Raw genomic sequence first — 14,477 nt, 5'->3', positions numbered from 1 at the left:
CATTGCCCTTTGCTGACGCCGGCGGTACCCCGTCCGGCGACGCGAGACCAGGCCGGCCGATGTTCGGCCGGTGTGTTTCCGGCGAGCGGTGAGGAGGCCGGTGTCCCACGATGTCGTCCCTCCGGTGGAGGGCACGGTGCATCCGACAGGCGACGCTGACGGCTCGGTGACCGAGCGGACGGGTGACACGTCGGCCGGGGTGACGGGCAACGGCAGCGGCGCTGGCAGAGCCCCGGGCGAGAGCGCGGCGCTGCAGTCCGGTGCCGTCGAGGCGTCCCCCGGTGCGGACGGGGTGGTGGTCCCGTTCCCGACCGACGCCGGCGTCGACCCGTCGCCGAGTGGTGGTTTCGCGCTGTCCAACGCGCCCACCGGCCGGCGGGTCCGTGCCCGGCTGGCCCGGTTCAACGCGCCGTGGCAGACCTCGCAGGTCAGCGAGGTGCTGGAGCCGCTCATCGCGAGCCACCGGGAAAACCACCCGAAGGCCGACGCGCGGCTGCTCCAGCGCGCCTTCGACACGGCCGCGCGGTGGCACTCCGGGCAGTACCGCAAGTCCGGTGACCCGTACATCACGCACCCCCTGGCCGTGGCGACCATCCTGGGCAACCTGGGGATGGACACCACCACGCTGGTGGCGGCCCTGCTGCACGACACCATCGAGGACACCGAGTACACGCTCGACGCGATGCGTGCCGACTTCGGCGGCGAGGTCGCCCTGCTGGTCGACGGCGTCACCAAGCTCGACAAGGTCAAGCTGGGCGACGCGGCGAAGGCCGAGACGATCCGCAAGATGGTCGTGGCGATGGCCAAGGACCCGCGGGTGCTGGTGATCAAGCTGGCCGACCGGCTGCACAACATGCGTACCCTGACCTTCCTGCCCCGCCCCAAGCAGGAGCAGAAGGCCAAGGAGACGCTGGAGATCCTGGCGCCGCTGGCGCACCGGCTCGGTATGAACACGATCAAGTGGGAGCTGGAGGATCTGGCGTTCGGGACGCTGTTCCCGAAGCGCTACGAGGAGATCAACCGACTGATCGGGGAGCACCAGCCGCAGCGGGAGTCGCTGTTGCGGCAGGTCACCCAGAAGGTCGGCACCGACCTCAAGGCCGCCAAGATCAAGGCCGAGACGACCGGCCGGCCGAAGCACCTCTACTCGATCTACCAGAAGATGATCGTGCGGGGTCGCGACTTCAACGACATCTACGACCTGGTGGGCGTGCGGATCCTGGTCGACACGGTGCGCGACTGCTACGCGGCGCTGGGAGTCATCCACGCCAACTGGCAGCCGGTGCCGGGCCGCTTCAAGGACTACATCGCGATGCCCAAGTTCAACATGTACCAGTCGTTGCACACGACGGTCATCGGGCCCACCGGCAAGCCGGTGGAGATGCAGATCCGCACGTACGCGATGCACCGCACCGCGGAGTTCGGCATCGCCGCGCACTGGAAGTACAAGGAGCACAAGGGCACCCAGATCGTCGGCCCGCCGGCGCATATCGACGAGATGACCTGGCTGCGGCAGTTGCTCGACTGGCAGCGCGAGGCGGCCGACCCGAGCGAGTTCCTCGACGCGCTGCGCTTCGACCTGTCCAGCCAGGAGGTGTACGTCTTCACCCCGAAGGGTGACGTCATCCCGCTGCCGACCGGGTCGACGCCTGTCGACTTCGCGTACGCGGTGCACACCGAGGTCGGGCACAAGTGCATCGGCGCGCGGGTCAACGGCAAGCTGGTGCCCCTGGAGTCGACGCTGTCCAACGGCGACGTGATCGAGATCTTCACGTCGAAGTCCGAGACGGCCGGCCCGACCCAGGACTGGCTGGGCTTCGTCAAGAGCCCCCGTGCCCGGACGAAGATCCGCCAGTACTTCAACAAGGAGCGGCGCGAGGAGGCGATCGAGGCCGGCAAGGACGCGATCGTCAAGGCGATGCGCAAGCAGGGCATGCCCCTGCAGCGGATGCTCACCTCCGACGCGTTGATGTCGATCGCCCGCGACCTGCACCTGGCCGATGTGGCGTCGCTGTACGCGGCGGTCGGTGACAGCCAGGTCTCCGCGCAGTCGGTGGTGCAGAAGCTGATGGCCGCGTACGGCGGCGAGGAGGGCGCGGCGGAGGACATCGCCGAGACCGCCGTCGCCACCCGGCCGCCGCGCAGCCGGCAGAGCAGCAGCGACCCCGGTGTCGTGGTCCGGGGCGTCAGCGACGTCTGGATCAAGCTGGCCCGGTGCTGCACCCCGGTCCCACCGGACTCGGTGTTCGGCTTCGTCACCCGCTCCGGCGGGGTGAGCGTGCACCGCGACGACTGCGCCAACGCCGAGGACCTGCGCGCCCAGGCCGAGCGGGTGGTCGAGGTGAGCTGGAAGCTCACGTCCGCCTCGACGTTCCTGGTCGCCATCCAGGTGGAGGCGCTGGACCGGCACAAGTTGCTCGCCGACGTCACCCGGGTGCTCTCCGACGAGCGGGTCAACATCCTCTCCGCCACCGTCACCACCACCCGTGACCGGGTGGCGGTGAGCCGGTTCAGCTTCGAGATGGCCGACCCGAAGCACCTGGGTCACCTGCTGGCGACGGTCCGCAAGGTCGACGGCGTGTTCGACGCGTACCGGGTCACCTCCGGCGCCTGACGCGTACCCCGGACACGACAGCGCCCGCCGGCTCAGCCGGCGGGCGCTTCGTCGTTGCTCGGGGCCTCAGCCCTGCGGCGGGCTCATGGTGAGGTCGGTGATGACGACCTCCTTCTTCGGGTGACCACCGCCGGCCTGCTGGGCGAACGCCCCGTCGTCGCCGGCCTTGGCGACGTCCTTGACGATGTCCATGCCGCCGGTGACGCTGCCCAGGACCGTGTACGCGGGGTCCAGCGGCGAGTCGCCGTAGACGATGAAGAACTGGCTGCCGGTGCTGCCCGGCTGGCCGGAGTTGGCCATCGCGATGACGCCCTCCGGGTACGGCGGGCGCTTGTCGGTGGGCAGGTTCTCCTCGGGCAGCCGGAAGCTCGGGCCACCCGTGCCGTCGGTGTCGCGCCAGCCCTTGCCGGTGGCGCTCGGGTCACCGCACTGCAACACGTTGATGCCCTGGGTCACCAGGCGGTGGCACTTGGTGTTGTCGAAGAAGTTCTTGTCCGCGAGGAGCGTGAAGGCCCCCGCCGTGCACGGCACCAGCGACCGGTCGACCTTGGCCGTGATCGGCCCGAGGTTGGTGGTGATCGTCATGGTTTGCACACCCTTGGCGGACTGCTGGTTGCTCGGCAGCCCGACATCCTTGATCTGCGGCGACCGCTGGTCCGCCGGCACCTCGTTGTAGACGCACTCGGACGCGCCGGCCGCCGGTGCGGCGGTGTCGGTCTTGTCGTCGTCGCCGCCGAGGCTCATCGCCAGCCAGACCGTGCCGGCGACCACGAGCACCAGCGCGGCGCCCGCGCTGACGATCGCCTGCGTCTGCCGACGCTTGCGGGCCTTGCCCGCACGCTCGGCCATCTCCTTCTCGAGCCGGGCGCGTGCCGCCGCGCGCTGCCGCTCTCTGGTGGACGTCACGCCTGGATCCTCCTGGCTGTCTGTTTCCGGGTGCCGCTCGGGTGGGTGGTGCGACCGGTCAGCCGGCGCTCGGGCTGCTGGCCGGGGCACCGGACGGCGACGGTGCCGCGTCGGTGGCCGGCTCGCCGACCGTGAGGCTCTGGATCACCACGTCGGTCTTGGGCTTGACCTTCGCCCCGGTCCCATTGTCCACGGTCGGCAGGGCGCCGATCTTCTCGACCACGTCCAGCCCGCCGGTGACCTTGCCGATCACCGGGAACTTCGGGTCGGTGGTGGTGAAGTCCTTGAAGAAGATCAGGAACTGGCTGCCGTTGCTGCCCGGCGGGTTGGAGATCATCGCCACGGTCCCCTTGGGGTACGTCGGCGGCTGGCCGGGCGCCGGGCTGGCCGACGGGGAGGCCGACGGCACGGTCGGCACGTCCTCGTCGTAGAACGAGTAGGTGGGCCCGCCGAGGCCGGTGCCGCTGGGGTCGCCGCATCGCAGCGCGCCGTCGGCGGTGATCTCGTGACAGGTGGTGTTGTCGTAGAACGACCGGCTCGCCAGGTGGGCGATGCTCGCCGCGGCACACGGCGAGCTGGTGAGGTTGAGCTCGGCGGTGATCGGACCGCCCTGGTTGGTGGTCACGGTCATCGCCCGGGTGCCGGCGGTGGGCAGGCCCTTGGTCTCCGGCGTGCCGACGTCCTTGAGGTTGGTGTTGGCCGCCGCGTCCTGCGGCGTCCAGAGGCAGGTGTCCTCGGCGGCCGTGTTCTGCTTCGGGTCGGAGTCGAACGCCCCGAGCGCCCACGCCGAGCCGGCCACGATCAGCACGAGGACCAGGGCGGCGCCGACACCGGCCTGGATCTGCCGACGGCGCCGGGTGGCGGCGGCCCGGCGGGCCAACTGCCGATCGAGCTTGGCCCGCGCCAGTTTGCGCTGCCGGTCCCTGCTGGAAGCCACCCGTGCTCCCCTTTCCTCTGCCTGGTCGTCGCCGGCGGCCGGGCGTCCCGGCCCGTCCGGGCGTCACGTGTGCCGCGCCACACGCCCGCCAGAGTGTACGGCTAGCGACTGGGAATGTGGTGTACGAGGTCCACCCCGCTACGAGCAGCGCTTATCGGGAGTTGTCACTGTGCCCGGCGGGGCCGGCGGGACGGACGCGACAAACCGGTTCGCCGGGCGGTTAGGCTGCTGGGCAGGACGACAGTTCGACGGAAGGACAGCGCCCGTGCTCGTGGCCGGCTTTCCCGCCGACGCGTTCGGCACCAACTGCTACGTGGTGGCGACCGCGCCGGGGGAGCAGTGCGTGGTGGTCGACCCCGGCATCGGGGTGCTCGACCAGCTCGACGCGTTGCTCGCCGAGCACCGCCTGCATCCGGCCGCCGTGCTGCTGACCCACGGGCACCTCGACCACACCTTCTCGGTCGCGCCGGTCTGCGGTGCGCGCGGCATCACCGCGTACGTCCACCCCGGCGACCGGGAGATGCTGGCCGACCCCGCCAAGGGCCTGTCCACCGACCTGACGTCGCTCTTCGGCGGCCGGTTGAGCTACACCGAGCCGGAGGACGTGGCGGAGCTGACCGACGGCGCCACCCTCACCCTCGCCGGCCTGGAGATCGCCGTCGACCATGCCCCGGGCCATACCGGCGGGTCGGTGCTGTTCCGGCTGCCCGGTGCCGACTCGGGCTGGGAGGCCGACGAGATCTGCCTCTCCGGCGACGTGCTCTTCGCCGGGTCGATCGGCCGCACCGACCTGCCGGGCGGGAGCATGCCGGCCATGCTCACCAGCCTGCGCGACAAGATCCTCCCGCTGGCCGACGACACCGTCGTCCTGCCCGGCCACGGCCCCAGCACCACCATCGGCCGCGAGCGCGCCAGCAACCCGTACCTCGTCGAGGTGGCCGGCACGTCACCGGCCGCGCCCACCCGGGGCCTCTAGTTCTTGTCCGCGCCGCGCGCGGACCCACGACACCACCGCGCCGCGGGCGCGGGACCGCAAGGAGTACGACGATGAGCAAGCCCACGCCCATCTCCGGTTTCCCGGAGTGGACCCCCGGCCAACGGATGGTCGAGCAGTACGTGCTCGACAAGATCCGGGCCACCTTCGAGCTGTACGGCTTCGCCCCGCTGGAGACCCGCGCGGTGGAGCCCCTCGACCAGCTCCTGCGCAAGGGGGAGACCTCGAAGGAGGTCTACGTGATCCGGCGGCTGCACGCCGACGCCGACAGTGCCGGCGACGACCAGCTGGGCCTGCACTTCGACCTGACCGTGCCGTTCGCCCGGTACGTGCTGGAGAACGCCGGCAAGCTGGCCTTTCCGTTCCGGCGCTACCAGATCCAGAAGGTGTGGCGGGGGGAGCGGCCGCAGGAGGGGCGCTACCGGGAGTTCGTCCAGGCCGACATCGACATCGTCGACCGGGACACCCTGGCTCCGCACCACGAGGCGGAGATGCCGCTGGTCATCGGCGACGCGCTGCGCTCGCTGCCGATCCCGCCGGTGACGATCCAGGTCAACAACCGCAAGATCTGCGAGGGGTTCTACCGGGGCATCGGGTTGACCGACCCGGAGGCGGCGCTGCGGGCCGTGGACAAGCTCGACAAGATCGGTCCGGCGAAGGTGGCCGAGTTGCTGGCCCAGACCGCCGGGGCGAGCGAGGCGCAGGCCAAGGCGTGCCTGGCGCTGGCCGAGATCTCCGCGCCGGACGCCTCGTTCGCCGACGCCGTACGCGCGCTGGGGGTCACCGACCCGCTGCTCGACGAGGGCATCGACGAGCTGGTCCGGGTGGTGGAGACCGCCACCGAGCACTCGCCCGGCCTGTGCGTGGCGGACCTGCGCATCGCCCGCGGCCTGGATTACTACACCGGCACCGTCTACGAGACCCAGCTGCGCGGTTACGAGCGGTTCGGGTCGATCTGCTCCGGCGGCCGGTACGACAACCTGGCCAGCGCCGGCACCACCTCGTACCCCGGAGTGGGGATCTCGATCGGCGTGACCCGGCTGCTCGGCCTGCTCTTCGGCGCGGGCGAGTTGTCGGTCTCCCGTTCGGTGCCCACCGCCGTGCTGGTCGCGGTGACCGACGAGGAGCACCGTGGCGCCAGCAACCGGGTGGCCGAGGCGCTGCGACGTCGCGGAGTGCCGACCGAGGTGTCGCCCAGCGCGGCGAAGTTCGGCAAGCAGATCCGCTACGCGGAGCGACGGGGCATCCCGTACGTGTGGTTCCCGGGTGCCGACGGCGCGGCCGACGAGGTGAAGGACATCCGGTCCGGAGAGCAGGTCACGGCCGCTGCGGGGGAGTGGATGCCGCCGCGGGAGGACCTCACGCCGACGGTCAGCTGAGCGTCACTACTGGCGCGTACGGCCGCGGGGACCTACGGTTGCGTAAGTTACGCCACCGTAGGGAGTTTCTCGTGACCATGAGCACCACGCTGAGCCAGACCGCCCTGCTCGTCGAGTTGGAGCCGGTGGTCGCCCGCAACCTGGACCGCCACCTCTCGCTGGCCAAGGAGTGGTTCCCGCACGAGTATGTGCCGTGGAGCGAGGGCCGCACCTTCGACGGGCCGCTCGGCGGCGAGGCGTGGTCGCCGACCGACTCCACCATCCCCGACGTCGCCCGTACCGCGCTGATCGTCAACCTGCTCACCGAGGACAACCTGCCCTCGTACCACCACGAGATCGCCACCCTGTTCGGCCGCGACGGCGCCTGGGGCACGTGGGTGCACCGGTGGACCGCGGAGGAGGGCCGGCACGGTGTCGCGATCCGCGACTACCTGACGGTCAGCCGGGCGGTCGACCCGGTGGCGTTGGAGCGCGCCCGGATGACACACATGTCGGAGGGCTACACCAACGCCCACGGCGACGAGGTGCTGCACTCGCTGGCGTACGTCTCGTTCCAGGAGCTGGCCACCCGGATCTCGCACCGCAACACCGGCAAGGCCACCGGCGACCCGGTCTGCGAGGCGCTGCTGGCCCGCGTCGCCGCCGACGAGAACCTGCACATGGTCTTCTACCGCAATCTGCTCGCCGCCGCCTTCGAGCTGGCCCCGAGCCAGGCCATGCGGGCCGTCGCCGACGTGGTGGCCGACTTCCAGATGCCGGGCAACGGCATCGACGGCTTCGCCCGCAAGTCGGTGGCGATCGCCCTGGCCGGCATCTACGACCTGCGCCAGCACCGCGACGAGGTGCTCCAGCCGGTGCTGCGCCAGTGGGACGTGTTCAACGTGACCGGCCTGAACGCCGACGGCGAACTCGCCCGCGAACAGCTGGCCACCCAGCTGGAGAGCCTGGAGAGCGCAGCCCGCCGCTTCGAGGAGAAGCGCGACGCGAGAGCAGCCCGCCTAGCCCTCCGCTAACCACCGCTGCCCCCACCCCACCCTGTCCTCGTTGATCATGAGGTTGACGGGTCGTTCGATCATCGAATCGCCCGTCAACCTCATGATCAACCCCGTGGGTGTGGGTCGGGGTCGGGTCGGGGTTAGGGGAGGGGAAACAGGAGGCAGGTGCTTGTGGCGTGGGCTATCAGGCGGTTGGTCGCGTCGGTCAGGCGGGCTTCGGCCAGGGCGGTGCGGCGGCCGCTCTGCAGCACGGTGCCCTCGCAGCGCAGGACGCCGCTGTCCACGGTGACCGGGCGGAGGAACTTCACGTTCAGGTCCAGCGACGTGTAGCCGACGCCGGCGGGCAGCGTGGTGTGCACGGCGCAGCCGGCGGCGGTGTCCAGCAGCGTCGAACTGCACCATCGCGCGAGCGATGGCGATCCTCGGCGAGCGGTGGACGCTGGTGGTGCTCCGCGAGGTGTTCAACGGCGTACGGCGCTTCGACGACATGCGGGTGCGTACCGGCATCCCCCGTCAGGTGCTGACCAACCGGCTGGCCGCTCTCGTCGAGCAGGGTGTGCTACGTCGCGAGCCCTACCGGGAGCCGGGTAGTCGGCTGCGCCACGAGTACCGGCTGACCGAGAAGGGCCTGGACCTGTGGCCGGTGCTGGTCGCCGTGCTCGGGTGGGGTGACCGGTACCTCGCCGACCCGGAGGGCTCTCCGTTGAGCGTGGGGCACCGTGACTGTGGCGCGGAGGTGCGCGTCGAGCTGCGCTGCGCCGACGGGCATGAGGTCGCCGAGCCCCGCGACGTGCTGCCCCGTCCAGGCCCCGGCGCGCACCGTCGTACCCCCTGAGTCGGTCACCCGCGCGTCCGCGCGTCCGCGCGACCCTCACCGCAGACATCGACGGCCGTGCGTGTCCGAAACGCATATGGCGACGGTTCGGTGTGACGGCTGGTGTCGGCAGGCGTGTCAACGGTGTTGCGGCGATGTGACCGGTGAAGATCGGTGAATCCGGGCGAATCCAAGTCTTGTCAATGATCTTAAGCATGTGAATACTTCAGTTCATTCGGCCGGTTTCCCCAGATCGGCCGGGTTGCCCTCGGGTCAGCCACCCCCGGCCAGACCCGTCTCCCCCGCCCAGGAGGTTTGTTACATGCGACCCACGAGGTCCACGTTCCGCGTTGCGGCCACCGTCGCCGTGACCGGAGGTCTGGTCGTCGGCACGCTCATCGGCGCACCCGCCCAGGCCGCCCCCGCCGCGTCGCCCGACGCCGCCGCCGCCCTCTCCGCTGAGCTCGGCGACCGGTCCGCCGGCTCGTACATCGACGCCAGCGGCACATCCGTCGTCACCGTGACCGACGCGGCCGCCGCCCGTAAGGCCAGCAACGCCGGCGCCACCGTCCGGTACGTCACCCGCGGCGCCGCCGAGCTCAACCGGGCGACCGCCGAGCTGGAGCGTTCCGCCAAGATTCCGGGCACCGCCTGGTGGAGCGACCCGGTCACCAACCAGGTCGTCGTCTCCGTCGACAGCACCGTCACCGGCGCCAAGCTGGAGCGGGTCAAGGCCGCCGCCGCGCGGGCCAACGGCGCGGTCCGGGTCGAGGCCGAGGCCGGCGTGCTGAGCACCCGCATCTCCGGTGGCCAGGCCATCTACGCCGGCGGCGGCGGGCGCTGCTCGCTCGGCTTCAACGTGCGCAGCGGCAGCACCTACTACTTCGTGACCGCCGGGCACTGCACCAACATCTCGTCGAGCTGGTACTCGAACTCCGCCCAGACCTCGCTGCTCGGCACCCGTGCCGGCACCAGCTTCCCGGGCAACGACTACGGCATCGTGCGGCACAGCAACTCGGCCAACGCCGCCGGCAACGTCTACCTCTACAACGGCAGCTACCGGGACATCACCGGTGCCGGCAACGCCTCGGTCGGCCAGTCCGTGCAGCGCTCCGGCAGCACCACCGGCCTGCGCAGTGGCTCGGTCAACGCGACCAACGCCACGGTCAACTACGCCGAGGGCTCGGTCTCCGGCCTCATCCGCACCAACGTCTGCGCCGAGCCGGGCGACAGCGGCGGCTCGCTGTTCGCCGGCAGCACCGCACTCGGCATGACCTCCGGTGGTAGCGGCAACTGCCGCACCGGTGGCACGACGTACTTCCAGCCGGTCACCGAGGCGCTGAGCGTCTACGGCGTCAGCGTCTTCTGATCGACGCACCGCACGCGGGCCGCCGGAACACTCCGGCGGCCCGCGTCGCGCGTGCGGCCCGCCTCACGCGAGGCGATCCGGCCCCTGCGCTGGTCGCAGGGGATCCGGGGGTACGACACCCGGCAGAGCGGGACCGACGGAGGTGGCGCCACCGGTGGCCCACGCCAGGTGCGCCCGCCGGGCGGACAGGACCGCGAGCAGCGGCCAGAGTGACACCGCCACCGCCGTCACCCGCTCGGCCAACCCCGTGCGGGATCCGCTGGTCACCTCGAAGGCGCACCAGCCGAAGAGGGCCAGCAGCAGCACCGTGGCGCTCAACCCCACGGACCGGCGGAACGCCCACGGCGGCCGCGCGAGCCTCGGGTGTGCGGCGTCCGGACCGCGTGGCAGCCGCAGCGCCGAGCCGGCCGGCCACAACGCCAGGGCGAGGACGGCCACCGTCGCCGCGATGCCGTGGCTGAGCGAACCACCAACCGGCGGGCGGGGAAAGGCGACCAGCGCGATGGTGGCCACGCCACCGACCGCGAGCAGGAACCGGCTGGGCAGCCCGGCCGCGTGCAGTACGGCGGCCACCGAGAGATAGCAGCAGCCGAGCAGCACCAGGGCCCCGACCATGATCCAGGCGTCGGTGGCGTCCTGCCCGGCCAGCTCGCTGATGGTGTCCCGGATCGGGTCGTACCCGGCGGGCTGCCGCGCCTGCGCAACCGTCGAACCGGCCACCAGCAGCACGGGTGCGGCCGCCGCCGTGGCGACGGCCCAGTTCGGTACGGCGCGCATTTCGCCACGTTAACCGGCGAGACAGCCGGTTGAATCGGATTCGCCCCGACCGGCCGGGCCGCGCGCCTTGCCCTGCGATCAGCCCGCGCTGACCGTGGCGGCGGTGAGGATGACCGAGCCGCCCGGATACTGGCACTCGACCCGCAGCGTCAACTCGTCCGCCCCCTCGATGTCCGCCACGAGGTCCTGTGGGCTGTCCATGCGTGCCTCGAACTGCTGCCCCCGCGTCACCCGGGTCACCGTCCCGTCCTTCTGGCGGATCGCCACCTGCGCGGAGACGAAGACGACGCCGTCGCGGTCGTCCGGCGAGGAAAAGAACGGCCGTACGGTGGACGTCAGATCAAGGTATCGGCGTTGCACTCGGAATGTGACGTCGCGCTGCTTGTCCGCACCGGAATTCGTCGGGCAGCCAATGACGATCGGACGGTCGTACTCGGGCTGACCGGCCAGTTGACGGGGAAGCTTTCCGAGATTCGCCGCACCGGCCTCGACGGCCAGGGTGTCCAGTCGGACCGGCGAGGATCCGCCATTGGCCGGTGGCGTGCCCGGCTCGGGATTGGTGAGAGGAGACCGGGCCGGGCCGGCGCTCGTCGTCACCGTGGCCGCCGGCGTCCCGCCCCCGGACCCCCAGCCGAAGTAGTCCCGTGCCAGGGCCGTGGCCGCTATGACCACCGCGATCCCCGTCAGGATCAGAATCGCCCGCGCGACGCGGTAGCCGGATCCCGGCGTTGACGTCGGTGATTCGGTGGAATCCTGCATGTCCGGCATCTACCCTCCGATCACATCGCGTCGGCGAAGAATACTCTGCCGCGAGTGCTGGCGAGTTCCTGATAGCGTGCCGATTCCGGACCGAAGAACGAATTCACTCCCCATCCGACGTTGACTTCTGCCGATGCAGGGGGTTTTGCGGTGAGCCAACCCGATCCGCGGCCAGAAAAGCCCGAACCCGCTCCGATTGATCCGCCACCACCGCACGGCGGCGAGGTGCCGCCACCCTTCGCGGGCGCTGGTGACCCTCCCCGTCCACCGGCCCCGCCCGCCGCGAGCCGCAGCCCGCTCGGCCTCGTGGTGATCGCCGTGGCAGCCCTGGCGCTGCTGGTGGCGCTCGGCTCCGCCGCCCTCTCGTGGCGGGCGCTGGACCAGGCGCAGACCGCCCGCGACATCGCCTCCGCCCGGCAACCGGCCGGCTCGACCAGCACCGGGCCCGGCACTCTTCCGTCCAGTACGCCCGGAGCGGCCGACCCCCCGCAGACGCCCACCGCGACGGAGGAACCGCCGCGCTCGCCGGGGACACCACCGGAACTCAGCGAGCAGACCGTGTACGAGCCCAAGTACGAGAACCAGAGCCTGACCTTGAAGCCCACGGACTGCTTCAAGGAGATGGAGGTGGACCTCGACGAACCACGGGCCAACGTGGGAGCGAACACCTCGGACCTGGCCCTCAACGCGGGCTGTCCGGGTGCTCCCTTCATCAGGATGGCCAACGGCGTGGAGGGCAGTGAAGCAGCGACGGCGGGAATGAAGCCCGCCGAGTGCAACAACGCGATCCGCTCCGCTCCGGTCGCCGCCGAGGCCGAGGTGCCACTTCGGAAGGGCTCCTGGCTCTGCATCAGGACCAACTACGCCGCGGCGCGTGAACAGCGGGACAGGTGGCGGATGGTGCTGCTGGAGGTCGTCGCCATCAACAACGACCGGACGACCGTCATCCGGGTCACGGCCTGGAACATTCCCGAGGACTGATGCCCACCGGCCGACCGCGCCACCCGTCGAACCGTCCGGCCCGACCGGCCGGGTCGACGGGGTGGCGCGGATCGTTTCCGGCACTCCTGACAGAATGCGGAGGCAGACCGCACCGCAGATGAGGAGACGTACGTCGTGATCCGTACCCATGACGCCGGCAGCTTGCGCGCGACGGACGCCGGCTCGACGGTGACGCTCGCCGGGTGGGTCGCCCGCCGGCGTGACCACGGCGGCGTCATCTTCGTCGACCTGCGCGACGGCTCCGGTGTGGTCCAGGTGGTGTTCCGCGAGGAGGACGCGCACGCGCTGCGCAACGAGTTCTGCGTGAAGGTCGTCGGTGAGGTGACCCGCCGGCCGGAGGGCAACGAGAACCCGGAGCTGCCCACCGGTGAGGTCGAGGTGACCGTCGCCGAGCTGGAGGTGCTCTCCGAGGCGGCCCCGCTGCCGTTGCCGGTGGACGACCAGGTCGAGGCCGGCGACGACATCCGGCTCAAGTACCGCTACCTGGACCTGCGGCGCAGTGGCCCGGCGAACGCGCTGCGGCTGCGCTCGCGGGCCAGCCAGCTCGCCCGGGGTGTGCTGCACGAGCGGGACTTCCTGGAGATCGAGACGCCGACGCTGACCCGGTCGACGCCCGAGGGCGCCCGCGACTTCCTGGTGCCGGTGCGCCTGCAGCCCGGCAGCTGGTACGCGCTGCCGCAGTCGCCGCAGCTGTTCAAGCAGCTGCTGATGGTCGGCGGCATGGAGCGGTATTACCAGATCGCCCGCTGCTACCGCGACGAGGACTTCCGCGCCGACCGGCAGCCGGAGTTCACCCAGCTCGACATCGAGATGTCCTTCGTCACCGAGGACGACGTGATCGACCTCGGCGAGGCGATCGTCTCGGCGCTCTGGAAGGACCTGGCCGGGCACGAGATCACCCGCCCGATCCCGCGGATCACCTGGCACGACGCGATGGCCCGGTACGGCTCGGACAAGCCGGACCTGCGCTACGGCGTCGAGCTGACCGAGCTGACCGACTACCTGCGCGGCACCGAGTTCCGGGTCTTCGCCGGCGCGATCGACGCGGGCGGCTACGTCGGCGCGGTGGTCATGCCGGGCGGCGCGGCGCAGAGCCGCAAGGAGCTGGACGGCTGGCAGGACTGGGCGAAGGCACGCGGCGCGCGGGGCCTGGCGTACGTGGTGCTGGACGCCGAGACCGGCGAGGCGCGCGGTCCGGTGGCGAAGAACCTGTCCGCCGAGCACCTGGGCGGGCTCGCCGACGCCGTCGGCGCCAAGCCCGGTGACGCGGTCTTCTTCGCCGCGAGCGCCACCACCCGGGAGGCGCAGGAGCTGCTGGGCGCCGCCCGCATCGAGATCGCCAAGCGGGCCGGCCTGATCGACGAGAGCGCCTGGGCGTTCTGCTGGGTGGTCGACGCGCCGATGTTCGAGCGCACGGACGAGGGCGGCTGGACGGCCGTGCACCACCCGTTCACCTCACCGAACGCCGAGTGGGTCGACCGGTTCGAGGAGGCGCCGGACCGGGCCCTCGCGTACGCGTACGACATCGTCTGCAACGGCAACGAGATCGGCGGCGGTTCGATCCGTATCCACCGCGGTGACGTGCAGAAGCGGGTCTTCGACCTGCTTGGCATCACCCCGGAGGAGGCGCAGGACAAGTTCGGCTTCCTGCTGGAGGCGTTCAAGTACGGCGCCCCGCCGCACGGCGGCATCGCCTTCGGCTGGGACCGGGTCTGCATGCTGCTCGCCGGCGCCGACTCCATCCGCGAGGTCATCGCGTTCCCGAAGACCCGGGGTGGGTTCGACCCGCTGACCGGCGCCCCGACGCCGATCACGGCCCAGCAGCGCACCGAGGCCGGCATCGACGCCAAGCCCAAGCCCGCCGCGACGGCTCACACGGGAACGGCCGGCCCCGCAGCCCCGGTGGCAGAGCCGGTCTAACCCCCCTCTCG

12 protein-coding genes and 1 pseudogene are annotated in these 14,477 nt (G+C 71.1%); 8 read left to right on the top strand and 5 right to left on the bottom strand.

What is annotated here, in order from left to right; translation table 11 throughout:
* Positions 1 to 124: 124 nt before the first annotated feature.
* The gene (locus tag AB0H52_RS15365; RefSeq protein ID WP_192580432.1) at positions 125 to 2,614 is read left to right on the top strand and encodes a bifunctional (p)ppGpp synthetase/guanosine-3',5'-bis(diphosphate) 3'-pyrophosphohydrolase; all 2,490 of its coding nucleotides are present in this window, start codon (positions 125 to 127) and stop codon (positions 2,612 to 2,614) included.
* 66 nt (positions 2,615 to 2,680) lie between these two features.
* Here AB0H52_RS15365 and AB0H52_RS15360 read toward each other — a convergent pair whose 3' ends face one another.
* Both AB0H52_RS15360 and AB0H52_RS15355 read right to left on the bottom strand, forming a co-directional pair.
* Positions 2,681 to 3,520 carry a peptidylprolyl isomerase gene (locus tag AB0H52_RS15360; RefSeq protein WP_151492083.1) on the bottom strand — a complete coding sequence of 280 codons (840 nt, stop codon included), beginning with the start codon at positions 3,518 to 3,520 and terminating at the stop codon, positions 2,681 to 2,683.
* Positions 3,521 to 3,578: 58 nt separating this feature from the next.
* A complete protein-coding gene (locus AB0H52_RS15355; RefSeq protein WP_151492082.1) occupies positions 3,579 to 4,457 on the bottom strand; it encodes a peptidylprolyl isomerase in 879 nt (292 codons plus the stop codon).
* Positions 4,458 to 4,722: 265 nt separating this feature from the next.
* Here AB0H52_RS15355 and AB0H52_RS15350 point away from each other — a divergent pair, with 265 nt between their 5' ends.
* The 3 genes from AB0H52_RS15350 (at position 4,723) to AB0H52_RS15340 (ending at position 7,843) form a co-directional block, all read left to right on the top strand.
* Positions 4,723 to 5,433 (top strand): MBL fold metallo-hydrolase, encoded by a 711-nt coding sequence (locus AB0H52_RS15350; RefSeq protein WP_151492081.1) that lies wholly within the window; start codon positions 4,723 to 4,725, stop codon positions 5,431 to 5,433.
* A 71-nt stretch (positions 5,434 to 5,504) separates the two neighbouring features.
* Positions 5,505 to 6,830, top strand: a complete 1,326-nt coding sequence (gene hisS / locus AB0H52_RS15345) for a histidine--tRNA ligase (RefSeq protein ID WP_151492080.1) — start codon at positions 5,505 to 5,507, stop codon at positions 6,828 to 6,830.
* A gap of 77 nt (positions 6,831 to 6,907) precedes the next feature.
* Positions 6,908 to 7,843, top strand: coding sequence for an acyl-ACP desaturase (locus AB0H52_RS15340; protein WP_151492091.1), 936 nt, complete (start codon positions 6,908 to 6,910; stop codon positions 7,841 to 7,843).
* Between the two features lie 122 nt (positions 7,844 to 7,965).
* Here the strand turns inward: AB0H52_RS15340 and AB0H52_RS15335 are convergent.
* Positions 7,966 to 8,217, bottom strand: a pseudogene (locus tag AB0H52_RS15335) (PaaI family thioesterase); the annotation flags it as partial.
* 20 nt (positions 8,218 to 8,237) lie between these two features.
* Between AB0H52_RS15335 and AB0H52_RS15330 the strand changes: the two are divergent.
* Positions 8,238 to 8,660 (top strand): helix-turn-helix domain-containing protein, encoded by a 423-nt coding sequence (locus AB0H52_RS15330; RefSeq protein ID WP_151493423.1) that lies wholly within the window; start codon positions 8,238 to 8,240, stop codon positions 8,658 to 8,660.
* 301 nt (positions 8,661 to 8,961) lie between these two features.
* Entirely contained in the window at positions 8,962 to 10,008 is a 1,047-nt protein-coding gene (locus AB0H52_RS15325) for a S1 family peptidase (RefSeq protein ID WP_357947957.1), read from the top strand.
* Between the two features lie 63 nt (positions 10,009 to 10,071).
* Here the strand turns inward: AB0H52_RS15325 and AB0H52_RS15320 are convergent, their stop codons facing one another.
* Both AB0H52_RS15320 and AB0H52_RS15315 read right to left on the bottom strand, forming a co-directional pair.
* Entirely contained in the window at positions 10,072 to 10,785 is a 714-nt protein-coding gene (locus tag AB0H52_RS15320; protein WP_151493094.1) for a DUF998 domain-containing protein, read from the bottom strand.
* 78 nt (positions 10,786 to 10,863) lie between these two features.
* Entirely contained in the window at positions 10,864 to 11,553 is a 690-nt protein-coding gene (locus tag AB0H52_RS15315) for a hypothetical protein (RefSeq protein WP_357947954.1), read from the bottom strand.
* A 309-nt stretch (positions 11,554 to 11,862) separates the two neighbouring features.
* On the opposite strand from AB0H52_RS15315, the gene AB0H52_RS15310 reads away from it, so the two are divergent.
* Both AB0H52_RS15310 and aspS read left to right on the top strand, forming a co-directional pair.
* Positions 11,863 to 12,525 carry a hypothetical protein gene (locus AB0H52_RS15310; protein WP_151493096.1) on the top strand — a complete coding sequence of 221 codons (663 nt, stop codon included), beginning with the start codon at positions 11,863 to 11,865 and terminating at the stop codon, positions 12,523 to 12,525.
* A 135-nt stretch (positions 12,526 to 12,660) separates the two neighbouring features.
* Positions 12,661 to 14,466: an aspartate--tRNA ligase gene (gene aspS, locus AB0H52_RS15305; protein WP_151493097.1), complete on the top strand. Its 1,806-nt coding sequence runs from the start codon at positions 12,661 to 12,663 to the stop codon at positions 14,464 to 14,466.
* The last annotated feature ends 11 nt before the right edge of the window (positions 14,467 to 14,477 follow it).

This window comes from Micromonospora sp. NPDC050695, from assembly GCF_040654415.1.
GTDB lineage: Bacteria > Actinomycetota > Actinomycetes > Mycobacteriales > Micromonosporaceae > Micromonospora.
Note: the sequence above shows the minus strand (reverse complement) of the source record. Positions and strands in the feature narration are given on the sequence as shown.